This window comes from Rufibacter roseus, from assembly GCF_001647285.1.
Lineage (GTDB): Bacteria > Bacteroidota > Bacteroidia > Cytophagales > Hymenobacteraceae > Nibribacter > Nibribacter roseus.
In genome coordinates, this window is the sequence record NZ_LRML01000010.1 from 35,641 (window position 1) to 51,371 (window position 15,731).

The following is a 15,731-nucleotide window of genomic DNA, read 5'->3' on the forward strand; positions in this document are numbered from 1 at the left end:
TCTACCCCAATGACTGGCTTAGCATTCTATTCAGTTGGTTGTTCTATTTGAAAAGCATAAATGATTTTCACCAGACTTAAAGATTACTACCTGGCGCTGGGCTCCTTTATTTTGGTGCTCAGTATAACTGTTTATGCCTACTACGTATCCAAAGAAAGCGACAAGATACAGGATACCAAAACGTTTGAGATCCGGACGGTGCAAATGAAATCTGCGCTGGAGCGCCGTATGGGGCACTACCTGCAGATTCTGCGAGGAGTAAAAGGACTTTTTGCCGCTTCAGACACTGTTACCCGGCAAGATTTCAGAAGGTATTTAGAAGCCTTGGCCATTGAAAAGAATTACCCGGGTATACAGGGCATTGGCTTTGCCATCATGCTAACCCCAGAGGAAGTGCCTGCTCTGGAGGAAAGATTAAAAAATGACGGATTCCCGAATTTCTCAGTAAGGCCAGCCGGTATGCGGCCTGAGTTTTCGTCTATCATTTTTCTGGAACCCATGGATGTGCTCAACAAGAGGGCACATGGCTTTGACATGTTCAATGAACCAACCCGCAGGCAAGCCATGGAGGCCGCCCGTGATTTTAATGAGCCAGCCATGACCGCGAAACTGCAGCTGGTGCAGGAAAGCGGAAAGAATGTGCAGGCTGGGCTTTTGATTTATATGCCTGTGTATTATGGCGGCGATGACCCTAAAGATGTAGGTGAGCGCCGCCGCTTACTCAAAGGCTTTGTCTACGCTCCCTTCAGGGCCGTAGATCTAATGACCAGCACCATAGGTAGCGACTACAGTGATATTGGCATTACTATTTATGATGGCAAAGAAGCAAAACCAGAGAACTTACTCTATACGTCAGATACTACTTCCCAAAACCTAGATTCCAGCGGAAAAGATCTCTTTGAAAAAGATGTAGTACGAATTGCAGGCCGCACCTGGACGCTTGAGTTTAGGCCGCACCGCGCGTTCTCAAATCAGAACGGGTTAGATGAACATAACCTTATTTTGTTAGCCGGTGGGGTAATCAGCTTGCTCATCTTCTTTGTGGTGTGGTCATTGCAGCGTTACCTGCAGTCTACGCAGCTCACTGATCTTATCACCAAGAACACCACCGCTGGTTTGTTCATGTTAGATGGCAGGGGATATTGTACGTTCCAGAACCCAGCCGCAGAGCGTATGTTAGGCTACACAACTGATGATCTCCGGCAAAGGCCGCTGCATGAGCTGGTGCATAGGCGAAAGGAGGCAGGAGAACTAACCCCTAGCCTGGCATCATCACAATCATACAAGTTTGAAGACAACTTTATTTGCCGCGATGGCAACACTATACCGGTGGCGTGTGCCATCAGGCAGGTGAAGCAGGGGGGTGAAGTAGTGGGCCAGATTCTGGAGGTTAGAAATGTAGTGGAAGAGAAGAAAGCCCAGCAGGCCCTGCTGGAAAGTGAGGCACGCTTCCGGAACATGGCTGACAGCGCCCCGGTAATGATCTGGATCACCGATAAAAACAGCAACTGTACCTATGTCAACCGGCAGTGGATTAAGTTTACAGGGGCCACTCTAGAAGAAAATCTGGGCAAAGGCTGGTTTAAATTTATACATCCTGATGATCAGAAATTGGCCACTGATGTGTACAACCAAGCATCTAAAAACAAAGAAGAGTTCAAAGTAGAATACCGCCTTTGCCGTGAAAACAAAGAATACAGGGGCATGGTGACCACCGGAATTCCAAGGTTCAACCCTGAGGGAGAGTTTTTAGGCTACATAGGCTCCGTCATTGACATTAGTGACCGCATTGAAATGGAGCAAAAGCTGAAGCAAAGCGCAGCTACCCTGCAGAAGATCTTTATGCAGGTACCTGCCATTGTGGGCTTGGTGCGGACTAAAGATTTGGTGTACACGTTGGTAAACTCCTACCTGAGCAGCCTGTATAACGGAAACGCAAAAGTAGGCGAAAAAGCTACTGATTCATTCCCTGAGTCACAGAGAGAACAGTATGCGGCCGTTATTCAGCAGATAAAGGAAACTCGCGAGCCATTCATAGGCAAAGAGGTACCTGTGTATTTTGATGAATCTGAAGGTGAGCGTGAAAAAGTAAGGTACTTCAACATTGTATACGAACCTATTATAGACGACCGGGGAGAAGTTGAATCAGTTCTCACCTTTGCGGTAGAAGTAACGGAGCAGGTGCAAAGCCGAGAGAAACTCTCGCATATTAACGAAGAGCTGAACCGCAAGAACAAGGAGCTCCTACGCATTAATAATGATCTGGACAGCTTCGTGTACACGGCCTCACATGACCTGCGCTCACCACTGGCCAACCTAGAGGGACTTACCACCGCCCTGCTGGAAAATGCCGAAGAAAAAGCTGGCGACGAAGAAGACCAGGAACTGCTGAACATGGTAGCGGCTTCCATAACAAAACTGAAAGGCACAATTCATGACCTGACAGAAATTACCAAGGTGCAGAAAGACCTGGAGACACAGGCCGAGGAGCTGAGCTTTGAACAGGTGTTGGAGAGCGTAAAAGATGATATTAGTGGTATGCTCCAAGAATCAGAAGCAGAATTAATTACTTCTTTTGAGGTGCCTAAGCTGAAATATGCCCGCAGAAACTTACGCAGCATCTTGTACAACCTGGTGTCAAACGCAGTGAAGTACCGTGACCCTGAGCGGCGGTTACAGATTAATGTCAGTACTCAACGGCAAAACGGCTGTATTGTGCTCACGGTGCAAGACAACGGTTTGGGTATAAGAGAAGACCAGCAGCAGAAGTTGTTTACCATGTTCCGTCGCTTCCACTCACACGTAGAGGGTACTGGTATTGGGCTTTACATAGTGAAGCGCATCATTGAGAACAACGGTGGCCGCATTGAGGTGCAAAGCGAAACCGGGCGAGGAAGTACCTTTACGGTGTACTTTAAAGAAGAATAGCCTATTAAAAGCCTTGCATTTAAGATAACAACAGAGTCTTCTGCTCCTAATGTATAGTAGGCAGAAGACTCTGTTGTTTTAGACTTGGTTTCAGTAAAACAGGCCTAAAACAGACTGTTATATCAGAGATTGATTAGAAAAACTAAACGGAATTTGAGCGGTAAGTCACTTCATTTAGCCTCAATTATTGAATCAAAGGAACCAGCGCCTCCGGGTCTATTTTCTGCATCATCTGCTGTACCTGCTGAGGCGTAAATCTGCCGTTTACCTGCAGCATCATAAAAGAACTCCCTATGTTGCGGTGCCCTACAATTTCCTGCACCATACCATTCTCTTGCCGCATTCTGAACTGAAGCGATTCCTGGGAGTTTTGCAGAACGGGTACCGCGGCGTAGTTGCTCTTCTGCAAGATCTGGTCTAGTTCCTGTGTCAAACCATTTTCCAGTAAGCGTGCCGACCTTCGATTAGTAGGCGCAAAGGTTAACACTCTTATGGAAGTAACATTCGCCAGCGCCGCCTGCAGAGTAGTATCAGCGTCTTTTGAGAGGAAGCGGGTAACTAAACCTACGGGAAGGCTAGTGCCTTTAAAGCCTGCTTCATTGCGGTATTTCTGATAAAATTCTGTAGTGGTTTGCGCAGGAGGCAAATTGCGGGTGCTGCTACAGGCCTGTATGACTATAAAAGAAATCAGTGCCAAAAAATAAATAAAAGGCCTGTTGCTTTGAGGTCTAGTATGAGTGAAGGTGTGTTGCATCTGCATAATATTATTGTGTTTTAGGCCTTGTTTACGCAAAACAGGTCTAAAACGCTACACCCGCCTTTCTTACTAGTAATTCAGCTATTGCTTAGTTACTGCGGAAGGTCTTTATACACCTCGGGCCTGTGTACCTGCATAAACATTTCTGGTTTTGTAAGCGGCGTGAAGCCAAATTGTGAATAGAGTTCATGCGCATCGGCGGTGGCCAGCATCCAGCGGCGCAGGCGTAGCAGCGCTGGGTGTGCCATAATAGACTTCATCATCCATTTCGAAAGTCCTTGCCCGCGGTGCTGTTCCAGTACAAAAACATCGCATACATAAGCAAAAGTGGTGTAGTCGGTAATGAGGCGCGCAAAAGCAATCTGCTGCCCTTCATGGTAAATTCCTACACACATAGAATGTTCTATGGCTTGCGCTACAATACTTTTGGGTATCGCCTTAGACCAGTACGACTCCGTCAGAAAACCATGAATGTTCTCTAACTGCAGCAAGTCTTTGTCGAAGCTAAGGAGATAGCCTTGAGCATTAGTTTCTGGGGGAGGATGAGGGAGCATAGGCTAGGACTGTGTTTTGGCTCTAATTTCTGAAAAACAGGCGGAAAACGTGCCGAAAAATTATAATGCCTTTTTGCTGGTGCAGAGGAACAGAGATAATTTATACTGTCAGGTTATACTGGCGCTGAGCAAATCTTTGGAAAAGACGCGCTAAGCCATCGGGTTGGCCTACAAGTTGAGCAAACCAAAACGTGCGGGTCAGGTGAAAATCTTCAGGCTGCAATGCCACCAGGGTGCCCGCAGCTACTTCCTGTTTGATAGAGTGCGCCGAAAGAAGCGCCACACAATCTGAATGCAACAGAAATGATTTAATGGTTTCTGAGGAGCCTAAATACAGAACTACATTCAGGTCGGGCAGGCGCAGGTGGTGCGCGTGCATGGCTTCCTCAATTACTTCTAAGGTGCCGGATCCTCTTTCACGAAGAACCAAGGGCTGTTTCACCAGCTCTTTAAAGGTGATACTGCCTTGCAGAGTGAGCGTGTGGCCAGAACGTACCACGGGCAGCAGTTCATCTGGAATGAAAGGAGTGTACTGCAACTCGCGCCGCTGGCTGGAGCCTTCTACAATGCCCAAATCAATATCCTGGTGCAGGAGAGCCTGCTCAATGGTTTCAGTGTTTCCGTTCAGCAACGAGAGCCTCACGTGTGGGTACCGCTGGTAAAAAGCCGAAAGCAAGGGGGCAATGACATATTGGGCAATGGTAGTACTGGCGCCCAGCCGCAGGTTTCCGCCCACCTCGTCTTTCAAACGACCCAGGGCAAACTGCATTTCCTGTTGCAGGGCGTGGGCGCGGTCTACAAATGTAAGCAAGGTCTCACCCGCCGATGTTAGCTGAATACTGTTCCCCTTGCGCAGAAAGAGCCGCTGACCCACTTCAGCCTCTAATTCCTGAATACGCTTGGTGGCAGCGGGTTGGGTAATAAACAGCTCGCCTGCCGCCTTGGTAAAACTAAGGTGTTTGGCAACGCTTCTAAAGACAATCCATCTGAAATCGAGCATAGGGCAAAGAAAGCCGCAAGATGTAAGATTTCAGACACAAGACACAATTTTTTGTTTAAGGCAAACTTGCCCAATGAAGAGTTTTGTCTTCGGGTATGGTGGAAGATACTAAACAGAAAGAGCCAGCAAACGCTGGCTCTTTCTGTTTAATTATACTGTCAAAAACTAAGAATTCTTGGCTTTAGCGGCTTCTTTCTTCTCTTTGGCTTTCGCCTTGGCGGCCTCCGCTTTTTCTTTGGCGGCTAATTTTTGGGCGGCAGCTTTCTCTTTGGCTAAACGGGCCTTTTCTCTGGCAGCGGCCTCACGGGCTTCGTCTCTTTCGTCTTGAGCCGCATCTTTGGCTTTCTGCTTTTCTTTGGCTGCTAATGCCTTGGCTTTAGCGGCTTCTTTTTTCTCTTTCTCTTTTTCTTTAGCGAGGGCGGCTTTTTCTTTAGTGGCTAACTTTTTAGCCGCTTCTTTTTCTTTGGCGGCTAATTTTTGGGCGGCAGCCTTCTCTTTGGCTGCGTCTGCTTTGGCTTTGTCAGCAGCCTTCTTGTCAGCCGCTTTCTGCTTGGCTAGCTCCTTGCGCTCCTGTTCTTTTTCCTTTGATGATTGGGCTTGGGCGGTACCTACCGCAAGCGCCAGCACTACTAATAGTGTGGTAAAAATTTTCTGCATAATCTTTGAAGTTTGTTGACCTGTTATGGTAATAAAAGTAGGAGTATTTAAAGAATAAAAATCCTATATTCTAATAAATATTTTTTACGAGTCTTTGTTAAAGACTTATAATTCAAAAAGATGGTTGATTTAGGCCTGTTTTCTGAAAAATAGCCTTAAAACAGAACCGCCCCGCTACCAAATGGTAACAGGGCGGCTCGTAAATTATATCGGCGAAGGCCGAATTAATTAGAAGGAAGAAAAAAAATCACTCATTCACTCCCTCACACATTCACGCATTAAATTAAAATTCTGCGCTCTTCGGGAAACGTGGGAAAGGAATTACGTCTCTGATGTTGCCCATGCCCGTCACGAACAGCAGCAAACGTTCAAAACCTAACCCGAAACCGCTGTGAGGCACGGTACCGAAACGGCGGGTGTCTAAGAACCACCACATCTCTTTCTCCGGAACACCCATTTCACGCATGCGGGTCACTAACTTGTCATAGCTTTCCTCACGCTGTGAGCCGCCAATGATCTCACCAATGCCCGGGAACAGCACGTCCATGGCGCGAACGGTTTTGCCGTCGTCGTTCAACTTCATGTAGAAAGACTTTATTTCTTTAGGGTAATTGGTCAGAATAACTGGCTTCTTGAAGTGCTTCTCTACCAGATAACGCTCGTGCTCGCTTTGCAAGTCAGTGCCCCAATCTACTTTATACTCAAACTTCTGCTTGGCGCCTTGCAAAATCTCCACGGCCTCGGTATAAGTCAGGCGCTGAAAATCATTGCTTACCACAAACTGCAGGCGGTTGAGCAGTTCTTTGTCGTACATGTCGTTCAGGAACTGCAGGTCTTCGGCGCAGTTGTCCAGAGCGTACTGTACCAGGTATTTCAGGAATTCCTCGGCCAAGTCCATGTTGTCTTCCAGCTCATAGAAAGCCATCTCTGGCTCAATCATCCAGAATTCGGCTAAGTGTCGGCTAGTGTTAGAGTTCTCGGCGCGGAAAGTTGGTCCAAACGTGTAAATCTCAGACAAAGCCATGGCCAACACCTCACCCTCTAGCTGACCAGACACGGTCAGGTTAGAAGAACGCCCGAAGAAGTCTTCAGAGAAATCTACCTCACCGTTCTCCGTCTTAGGTGGGTTCTCAGGATCCAATGTGGTTACTCTGAACATTTCACCGGCACCCTCAGCGTCTGAGGCGGTAATTACCGGCGTGTGTACATAAAAGAAGCCTTTGTCATTGAAGAACTGGTGCACGGCAAATGCCATGGCATGTCTTAATCTGAACACGGCGCCAAAGGTGTTGGTGCGCGGACGCAGGTGCGCAATCTCACGCAGGAACTCCAGCGAGTGTCCTTTTTTCTGTAGCGGATACGTTTCTGGGTCAGCCACACCAAGTACCTCAATGGTTTTGGCCTGAATTTCTACCGTCTGTCCTTTGCCTTGGCTTTCCACCAAAGTACCCACCACTGAAACGCTGGCTCCGGTGGCTACGTCTTTCAAAGCCTCTTCGGTGAAAGCCGTCATATCGGCTACTACCTGAATATTATTTATAGTGGAGCCGTCATTCACGGCAATAAACGTCACATATTTGTTGCCGCGCTTGGTGCGCACCCAACCTTTTACCAACACTTCCTGGCTTTCGGCAGGCGTCTGGAGCAATGCTTTTACTTTCGTTCGTTTCATGTTCATTCTCGTATCGAGTAGCAAGTATCGAGTAGCACGTACTTTTACCTTTGCAAAAGTAAGGAGCAAGTAGCAAAAAAATTAATTTAAAAGAAGAGACTTATTTTGAGTTGGCTGATAAGCTAATATCTGGCGTAAGCGTCCGCTTGTGTCCGCACGCATTCCTGATTTAGAGCTGTTTTTGGAAAAGTAGCCCTAAAACGTGGGACACAAGCGGACGCTTGCGCCAGAAGGGAAGCTAACTTCAATAATTTTCTAATTGTAAAGCGTCTTGCTACTTGATACCAAATACTTGCTACCTCGCGCCGCGCGCGATTAACCTTTTTTGTAAAGCAGTAGTAAAAAACCATAACTTTGGCCTGTCCGCGCTTTTAGGACTGGTTTTACCCTATGCAGAGACTCGACTTAAAACAGCTGCTTTCGCAGAAGCTTTCGCCCCAGCAGATTCAGTTCATCAAGCTGTTGCAGGTTCCTACCGCTGAGTTGGAAGCCCGCATCAAAGAAGAACTGGAGATAAACCCTGCCCTGGAAGAAGGCGATGCCGCCGATGAACCTGTACAGGATGATACTCCGGAGTCTGACGACGACTTTGATAATACCGAAGACGATTACGGTGACGAAGAAATACGCCGCGACGACGATGAGGTAAACATTGAAGACTATATTAACGACGACGAGATAGCCGGCTACAAAATGCAGGGCGACGGCCCGGGAGAAGAGGAAGAACGCGAAATGCCCATTGCCTACACCGGCTCCCTCACAGATTCGCTCATGGACCAGCTGGGTTTCCTGAACCTGGACGAGAAACAGATGGCTATTGGCGAACAGCTGATCGGTTCCATAGACCAAGACGGTTACATAAGGCGGGAGCTGCAGGCTATTTCAAATGACTTGGCTTTCTCGCAGAACATAGACGCCAGCATTGAAGAGGTTGAAGACGTGCTGCGCCGCATACAGGCCTTTGACCCACCAGGCATTGCCGCCCGTGACCTGCAGGAGTGCCTTTTGCTGCAATTGGAACGCCGCGACCCAGACGAAGTGATTGAAGTAGCCGAACAAATCATCCAAGACACGTTTGACGAATTCACCAAGAAGCATTACGCCCGCATTCAGCAGAAGCTGGAGCTGGAAGACCATGAGCTCAAAGCGGCCATTGACCTTATTCTGAAGCTGAACCCCAAGCCCGGCGGAACCGGCGGAGCCAACCGGGTGCAGTACGTGATTCCAGACTTCATTATCACGAACGAAGACGGTCAGCTGCAGCTCTCTTTGAACGCCCGTAACGCGCCAGACCTACGCATTAGCCGCTCATATTCCGAGATGTTCGATGCCTATGACAAGAGCGCCAAGAATGACAAAAAGCTGAAGGAAACGGTGACCTTCGTGAAGCAGAAGCTAGACGCCGCCAAATGGTTTATAGATGCCATAAAACAGCGGCAAAATACGCTGCTGCGCACCATGGAGTCTATCATGCGCCGCCAGTACGAATATTTTCTGGAGGGTGATGAGAGTAAACTCAGACCCATGATTCTGAAAGACATTGCCGAAGACATTGGCATGGACATTTCTACCGTGAGCCGCGTCGCCAACAGCAAAAGCGTTCAAACAGAGTTTGGTATTATCCCGCTCAAGTTCTTCTTCTCAGAAGGCATTGCCACCGACGCCGGCGAAGACGCCAGCAGCCGCGAGGTAAAAGCCATCTTGAAAGACATCATTGACAAGGAGAATAAGCGTAAGCCGCTCTCTGACGATAAAATAGAAAAGATGCTCAACGAGAAAGGCTACAACATTGCCCGCCGCACTGTAGCCAAATACCGTGAGCAGCTGAACATACCCGTAGCCCGCCTGCGCAAAGAACTTTAGTTAATGATTAATGAACAATGAGTAATGATTAATAGCGATTGTTTGAATTAGAAAGGCCTTTTTTTTAAGTAATGTGAGCAGTGGATATATTCCCCTTTGATCATTGTTCATTAATCATTAATCATTAAAAAAACGTGAATCTCCGCCTCGCGTCGGCTTTATCAGTGGTCTTTCATCCGCTGCTGTTGCCCTCGTATCTCTTTCTGCTAATACTGTATTACTTACCGCCAGAGGCAGTTTCTTTGCCGTTGGAAGCCCGTTGGTACGTGTTGCTGATGGTGTTTTTGACTACGTTTCTGTTGCCGACTTTAGGCACGCTGCTCATGCGTCAGGCCAAGGTGGTGAAATCTATGACCATGGAAGAGCGCGAGGACCGGCGTTGGCCTTTTCTGTTGGCGGCTGCTTGCTACACGGTTACAACATTCCTTTTCTTCAAGCAACCCTACCTCGACCGGATTTTCTTCGTGGTGATGGGGTTGATTACAGCTACTGTTTATCTGGCGCTGGTAATAAACCAATTCTGGAAAATAAGTGCCCACTCCATAGGCTTGGGCGGTGGGCTGGGGATACTGCTGCTGTTGCATGGCTGGCTGCCCGAGCCCGTACTTGTGTACCCAATTGTTGCTTGCCTAGTCGTGAGTGGAGCCGTGTTGTCAGCAAGGTTAGCTTTAGGCGCACACACAGAAAATCAAGTGTATATAGGTTATTTCCTGGGATTCATGATAGGCATCAGCCTGTGGGGATTTGCGTTTTAGGCTTGTTTTTGAGAAAAGAGGGCGAAAACGCATTAGCTTGTCCCTTCTCCCTGAGGGAGAAGGTTAGGATGAGGGGAAAGGAAGTTTAAATAGTAGAACCGCTGGAGAAGCAGAAGTAAACAGTAATGGCTACCGCTACCGGCACAGACACTGGCAGGTTTGAAAAACACTGCCAGGTCTTTTGAGCTAACGGTAATTCTTATTTCGAATAACGACCAACGAATAACCAATAACCAATAACGAAACCTTACTCCCCCTTAAACACTGGCTTTCGCTTCTCGTTAAACGCAGCCACACCCTCACGGTAGTCAGCAGAGGAGCCGGCAATTTCCTGGCAGTAGGCTTCGTACTCCAGCATTTCATCAAGGCTGGATTCAAAAGATTTATTCAGCATCTTCTTCATGAGGCCAATGGCTTTGGTGGGGGCATTGGCGTAGCGTTCGGCTATTTGCTGTACGGCGGTATTAAGTTCCTCAGGGGCTACCACTTGGTTCACCAGGCCCAGTTGCAAAGCTTCATCGGCTTTTACTTTGCTGCCCAGCGTGCTTAACTCAAAGGCTTTGCGCATACCTACCAAGCGGGGCAGAAAGAAAGACGAGCCGGAATCCAACACCAGACCCACATTCACGAAAACCTCAATCAGACTGGCTTCAGAACTGGCTACAATATAGTCGCAGGCGAGGGCAAGAGAGCAACCGGCACCAGCAGCTACACCATTCAGGCGGCAGATGATAGGTTTAGGTAGCTCCCGCATGGCTTTGATGATAGGGTTATAACGCTTGTGCAGACTGTCCGCAAGAGATCTTTTTTCGGCACCTGCTATGGCTTTCAAATCTTGACCGGAGCAGAAGGCGTGTCCGGCTCCGGTTAAAATAACCACCCGCACAGCAGCATCACGTGTTACCTGTTTCAGGGCGTCTTGCAGTTCGTAGCTTTGCTGGTCGTTGAACGCATTGAAAACATCGGGACGGTTGAGGGTGATGGTGGCTACGCCGTTGGCCACGCTATATAGTAGGCTTTGTTCAGACATCGTTTTAAAGTTAATTTTTGAAAAACAGGGTCAAAACGCCCGTTAGGTTTCTTCCAAAAGTAAAGATTTGCAACCGTAGTGACAAGGCTGGCGTGATTGTTGTCTCTTGCGTTGGCAGAAAAGCCAGTTTTCCCGATATTGTAGTTTTAAGCGTCATACATGAGAGGTACATATAAAAGTGCGGGTTTGCTTTGGGTGGTCTGGATGACTTGCTTTCTAGTACTGCCCCAAAATGGGGTGGCTCAGAATAAAGAATCAGTAGAAACTATTTCACAGGACTTTATTAAGTTTCTAGCTACCCAAAATGGCAGAGTTAACAGGGTAGACAAAGTGGTGCTGCCCTGGAAGCGAAGTGAAATTTACCTAAACGACTCGCTGTGGTCTATTGTGAATCTAACAGACAATAACCGAGTATTGGCGCGAACCGGATTTTATGGCGCCGGTCCTTTGCTTAAATATGACCATGGTTTTACCGCTCAAGAATTTAACTACATAAAAACTCAGCTTGCAAAGCAGGAAAAGCAGGAGTGGAGCCAAGAAGATTTTCAGGATTCAGTTATTGTGCTTCCAGACAAAGGATTGGGAACCGCGTCTTACTATGCGTACTCCATGCCTCTGGTGTTCCCAAACAAAAAGCTGGTGTTGGTGAAACGGTATTACCATTCAGAAAAGCGGGGCAGCCGGTGGTCAGCTGTGGAAGTGTACCGTATAGTCAAGCCCGGTCAGTACAAATTGGCCAACACGTATTTGCGCACTGATATTTAGCGCCGCATCTTGTACCGTAGGGGTCTAGTAATTTCCGGTCAGCTTCTTACCTTTACTACCTTATACAACACATACTACTACCCTAATCAATGAACAAAGCTTTTACTCTTTTGCTAGGTGCCGCCTTTTTGGCGATGCCCGCATTTGCCCAGCAGCAGGCCGAGCCGTTAGACGCGGCCATTGTGGAGAAAATCCGCAAAGAAGGGCTGGAAAACTCGCAGGTAATGGAACTTGCCTTCTACCTGACCGATGTTAACGGTCCGCGCCTGTCTGGTTCTACCGGACTGGCCAAAGCCAACCAGTGGACCAAAGACAAACTGGTTTCCTGGGGATTGACCAACGCTAAAATAGACCCTTGGGGTACGTTTGGTAAAGGCTGGGAAGTAGAGAAATCTTACCTGGCGCTCACCAAACCTTACTACCAGCCCATGATTGCCTCGCCCAAAGCCTGGACTCCGGGCACCAATGGCTTGGTAAAAGGCGATGTGGTTTTAGTAAAAGCTTCCACTGAAGAAGACCTTGCCCAATATGCAGGTAAGCTGAAAGGCAAAATTGTGATGATGGAAGTAACCAACCCCATCAAAACTAAATTTGAGGCAGACGCTAACCGTTACACAGATGAGCAACTGCAGAAGTTGGCCGCCCCCGTACAGCCTTCTACCCGTGGCCCCATTTCTGAAGAGCAGATGGCCGCTTACCGCGCCCGCCGCGCTTTGGCTCAGAAAATGACAGAGATGTTCAAAAATGAAGGCGCAGCCGCTGTATTTAGCGGAAGAGGCGGTTCTCACGGCACCTTCTTCACCAGCAACGGCGCCTCTTACGCCTCTGATGCGCAGCCGGTGCTGCCGGAATTTGAAGTAGCCATGGAAGACTTAGCCCGCATGAGCCGTCTGTTGAAAGCTGGCATACCCGTGCAGGTGGAAATGGAAAGTAAAACCCGCTTCCTAACCGAAGATCCGCAAGGCTACAATGTGATTGCTGAAATTCCGGGCACTGACAAGAAATTGAAGGCGGAAGTAGTGATGCTGGGCGGACACATTGACTCTTGGCACGCCGCCACTGGCGCTACCGACAACGCCGCTGGTGTAGCCGTAATGATGGAAGCCGTTCGTATCATTAAAGCCCTAAACCTGAAACCGAAGCGTACCATCCGGATTGCCTTGTGGGGTGGCGAGGAGCAAGGTTTGTTCGGGTCTCGCGGTTATGTGAAAAAAACTTTTGCTGACCCGCAGGACATGAAGCTGTTACCAGAGCATGGTAAAGTATCAGCCTATTATAACTTAGACAACGGTACTGGTAAAATCAGAGGTATCTACACCCAAGGCAATGAGGCCGTTGCCCCGTTATTTCAGGAGTGGCTGAAGCCTTTCCATGATTTAGGCGCCACTACCGTGACCACTCGCAATACCGGCGGCACCGACCACCAGTCATTTGATGCCGTGGGCATACCTGGTTTCCAGTTCATTCAAGATGAAATTGACTATGACACCCGTACCCACCACACCAACATGGACACCTACGACCGCCTGCAGGCAGACGACCTGAAACAAGCGGCAGTGATTGTGGCCAACTTTGTGTACCAGAGCGCCAACCGCAAAGATAAATTACCTCGCAAAGAGTTACCAAAGCCAAGAGCAGCCCGTTCGTAAGCTATTCTAGAGAAAAGAAAACGGCCTTCGCCCCAATTATTCCGGGCGAGGGCCGTTTTCTTTTTAAAATAATTTAATTTTGTACGCAGCCCAATCTTCTTAGCTCAAGTAACGATAGAAAAATGGGCAGGTGTTTTCGGCTCATTTTAAGTAAAACAGGTCTAAAACAGAAACCCACGCTATGTTCGCTATGGCGCGGAAGTTATTTCCGTGACTTACGAACATAGAAAGGGACTTTCATCGCTAACTGAAAAGAGAGCTCGGGAGGGAGGGTTAGAGTGTGTCATCCAGCTTCTCGCAGTCACATAATATTATGCACAGGGGCAGAATAGCTTTTAATCTTAGGGGGCTAGTTCGTTAAGAAACGCTGTCCTTTCCACACAAAACAAAAAAATATGAATAACAGAATCTTTTCCCTCGCAGCGGTAGTGCTTTGGTTTTTCGTGGGCAGCTGTATGGCGCAGCAGACTATTGGAGTAAATGCTATTGTTCCTAAACCAGTTTCTGCCATTGCCACTGGTAAAGCGCCAGTAGCCATTTCAACGCAAACAGTAATTGTGGCAGATGGTGCTTTTCAACAACAGGCGGTGTACTTGCAAGAGCTATTGCAAAAGCAGCTAGGCTATACTTTAAAAGTAGTGAACAGCCCAAAACAAGCAGGAAACGCTACTCAAATTCTTCTTCAGCAAGACCCGGCAGCAGCGCCCACCGCAGAAATGTATGTGTTGGAAGCGGCTGGCAAGAAGTTAAGCATAAAAGCAAAAGATGTGCCAGGCGTGGTGCATGGCATCCAAACCTTACTGCAGTTGTTGCCGCTGCAGAAGCAGAAAGGTGCTGCGCAGGTAGCGGCGGTGCAAATAAAAGATTACCCACGCTTCGGCTATAGAGGTATGCATTTAGACGTGAGCCGCCATATTTTTCCGGTGGAGTTCATCAAGAAATATATTGACTATTTGGCGTTCCATAAGTTCAACACTTTTCACTGGCACCTCACCGATGACCAAGGCTGGCGACTGGAAGTAAAAAGCTACCCTAAACTGAACACGGTGGCCGCTTACCGAAATTTAACCTTGATAGGCCACTTCAAAGACACGCCTGCCCGCTACGACTCTACCCGTTACGGCGGTGTATACACGCAGGCCGAGGTAAAAGACATTATTAAGTACGCTGCTGTTCGTGGCATTACCATCATTCCAGAAATTGACATACCAGGCCATAGCCGAGCTATAATTGCCGCTTACCCTGAGTTCAGCACCCGTCCAGATACTACCTGGCAAGTAGCCAATACTTGGGGCATGTACAACCGCCAAAACAACGTACTGGCTCCTAATCCGGCTACATTTAAGTTTCTTGAAACTATTTTTAATGAAGTGGCAGATCTGTTCCCTTCAGAATACATACATATTGGCGGCGACGAAACAAGTAAAATGTGGTGGAAAGCCAGCCCCAGCGCCCAAGCTTTTATGAAAGCAAATGGCCTGAAAGATGAGAAGGAGCTGCAGACCTACTTTATTAAGTTCGTAGCTAATAAACTAGAGAAAAAGGGCAAGAAGATTATTGGCTGGCACGAGATTATGGAAGGGAAACTGGACACCACAGCCGTGGTGATGGTGTGGGCCGGCGAAAAGCAAGCCGTAGAGGCAGCCAAGAAACAACACCGCATCATCATGACCCCAGGCAAACCTTTCTACTTTGATGCCTACCAGTCAAAAGACCCTAAAGACAGTTTGGCCATACACGGCTACAACCCGCTAGATGCCGTGTATAATTACAACCCAGTGCCTGCTGAGCTGAAAACGTTGAACCTGGAGAAATACATTTGGGGTGGGCAGGGTAACGTCTGGACAGAGTACATGGAATACCCCAGCAAAGTAGAGTACATGGTGTTCCCGCGCATGACGGCCCTGAGCGAAACCCTCTGGACACCGCTGGAAAAGAAAGATTACGCAGACTTCAAGCGGAGGCTGAAGCAGTACATTATCCCGCGTTACCAGTACTGGGGCGCAGGCTATTTCAAGAACTTCGAGCAGTGGACTATTGATAAGCAGTAAATAGCGCAAGCTTTGCTTTATAGTTTCTTAACTGTTTTCCGTTTTGGGTC

General features: G+C 48.0%; 12 protein-coding genes. 6 read left to right on the forward strand and 6 right to left on the reverse strand.

Going from position 1 to position 15,731, the window contains the following annotated elements; translation table 11 throughout:
• Positions 1-60 precede the first annotated feature (60 nt).
• Positions 61-2,928, forward strand: coding sequence for a CHASE domain-containing protein (locus A8O23_RS15075; RefSeq protein ID WP_066622728.1), 2,868 nt, complete (start codon positions 61-63; stop codon positions 2,926-2,928).
• Positions 2,929-3,112: 184 nt separating this feature from the next.
• Here A8O23_RS15075 and A8O23_RS15080 read toward each other — a convergent pair whose 3' ends face one another.
• The 5 genes from A8O23_RS15080 to asnS form a co-directional block, all read right to left on the reverse strand.
• On the reverse strand, positions 3,113-3,574 hold the full coding sequence (locus A8O23_RS15080) for a DUF4252 domain-containing protein (RefSeq protein WP_239693422.1): 462 nt from the start codon (positions 3,572-3,574) through the stop codon (positions 3,113-3,115).
• 203 nt (positions 3,575-3,777) lie between these two features.
• Entirely contained in the window at positions 3,778-4,239 is a 462-nt protein-coding gene (locus A8O23_RS15085) for a GNAT family N-acetyltransferase (protein ID WP_066622732.1), read from the reverse strand.
• A 100-nt stretch (positions 4,240-4,339) separates the two neighbouring features.
• Positions 4,340-5,239 carry a LysR substrate-binding domain-containing protein gene (locus tag A8O23_RS15090; RefSeq protein ID WP_066622733.1) on the reverse strand — a complete coding sequence of 300 codons (900 nt, stop codon included), beginning with the start codon at positions 5,237-5,239 and terminating at the stop codon, positions 4,340-4,342.
• 165 nt (positions 5,240-5,404) lie between these two features.
• Positions 5,405-5,896, reverse strand: a complete 492-nt coding sequence (locus A8O23_RS15095; protein WP_066622741.1) for a hypothetical protein — start codon at positions 5,894-5,896, stop codon at positions 5,405-5,407.
• A 283-nt stretch (positions 5,897-6,179) separates the two neighbouring features.
• Positions 6,180-7,568 carry an asparagine--tRNA ligase gene (gene asnS / locus A8O23_RS15100; RefSeq protein ID WP_066623010.1) on the reverse strand — a complete coding sequence of 463 codons (1,389 nt, stop codon included), beginning with the start codon at positions 7,566-7,568 and terminating at the stop codon, positions 6,180-6,182.
• A gap of 390 nt (positions 7,569-7,958) precedes the next feature.
• On the opposite strand from asnS, the gene rpoN reads away from it, so the two are divergent.
• A complete protein-coding gene (gene rpoN / locus A8O23_RS15105) occupies positions 7,959-9,431 on the forward strand; it encodes an RNA polymerase factor sigma-54 (RefSeq protein WP_066622747.1) in 1,473 nt (490 codons plus the stop codon).
• A gap of 134 nt (positions 9,432-9,565) precedes the next feature.
• Positions 9,566-10,186 carry a hypothetical protein gene (locus tag A8O23_RS15110; protein ID WP_066622750.1) on the forward strand — a complete coding sequence of 207 codons (621 nt, stop codon included), beginning with the start codon at positions 9,566-9,568 and terminating at the stop codon, positions 10,184-10,186.
• A 247-nt stretch (positions 10,187-10,433) separates the two neighbouring features.
• Here A8O23_RS15110 and A8O23_RS15115 read toward each other — a convergent pair whose 3' ends face one another.
• Positions 10,434-11,216: an enoyl-CoA hydratase-related protein gene (locus A8O23_RS15115; RefSeq protein WP_066622759.1), complete on the reverse strand. Its 783-nt coding sequence runs from the start codon at positions 11,214-11,216 to the stop codon at positions 10,434-10,436.
• Between the two features lie 159 nt (positions 11,217-11,375).
• Between A8O23_RS15115 and A8O23_RS15120 the strand changes: the two genes are divergently transcribed.
• The 3 genes from A8O23_RS15120 (at position 11,376) to A8O23_RS15130 (ending at position 15,681) form a co-directional block, all read left to right on the forward strand.
• The gene (locus A8O23_RS15120) at positions 11,376-11,981 is read left to right on the forward strand and encodes a hypothetical protein (protein WP_153042228.1); all 606 of its coding nucleotides are present in this window, start codon (positions 11,376-11,378) and stop codon (positions 11,979-11,981) included.
• 89 nt (positions 11,982-12,070) lie between these two features.
• Positions 12,071-13,630, forward strand: a complete 1,560-nt coding sequence (locus A8O23_RS15125; protein WP_066622765.1) for a M28 family metallopeptidase — start codon at positions 12,071-12,073, stop codon at positions 13,628-13,630.
• 395 nt (positions 13,631-14,025) lie between these two features.
• Positions 14,026-15,681, forward strand: coding sequence for a beta-N-acetylhexosaminidase (locus A8O23_RS15130; protein WP_066622768.1), 1,656 nt, complete (start codon positions 14,026-14,028; stop codon positions 15,679-15,681).
• Positions 15,682-15,731 lie beyond the last annotated feature (50 nt).

Bases quoted from the DNA above. Each gene is read 5' to 3' on its own strand.
- A8O23_RS15120 (WP_153042228.1), top strand. From the start codon at position 11,376: ATGAGAGGTACATATAAAAGTGCGGGTTTGCTTTGGGTGGTCTGGATG.
- asnS (WP_066623010.1), bottom strand. From the start codon at position 7,568: ATGAAACGAACGAAAGTAAAAGCATTGCTCCAGACGCCTGCCGAAAGC.
- A8O23_RS15130 (WP_066622768.1), top strand. From the start codon at position 14,026: ATGAATAACAGAATCTTTTCCCTCGCAGCGGTAGTGCTTTGGTTTTTC.
- A8O23_RS15085 (WP_066622732.1), bottom strand. From the start codon at position 4,239: ATGCTCCCTCATCCTCCCCCAGAAACTAATGCTCAAGGCTATCTCCTT.
- A8O23_RS15125 (WP_066622765.1), top strand. From the start codon at position 12,071: ATGAACAAAGCTTTTACTCTTTTGCTAGGTGCCGCCTTTTTGGCGATG.
- A8O23_RS15115 (WP_066622759.1), bottom strand. From the start codon at position 11,216: ATGTCTGAACAAAGCCTACTATATAGCGTGGCCAACGGCGTAGCCACC.
- A8O23_RS15075 (WP_066622728.1), top strand. From the start codon at position 61: ATGATTTTCACCAGACTTAAAGATTACTACCTGGCGCTGGGCTCCTTT.
- rpoN (WP_066622747.1), top strand. From the start codon at position 7,959: ATGCAGAGACTCGACTTAAAACAGCTGCTTTCGCAGAAGCTTTCGCCC.
- A8O23_RS15095 (WP_066622741.1), bottom strand. From the start codon at position 5,896: ATGCAGAAAATTTTTACCACACTATTAGTAGTGCTGGCGCTTGCGGTA.
- A8O23_RS15090 (WP_066622733.1), bottom strand. From the start codon at position 5,239: ATGCTCGATTTCAGATGGATTGTCTTTAGAAGCGTTGCCAAACACCTT.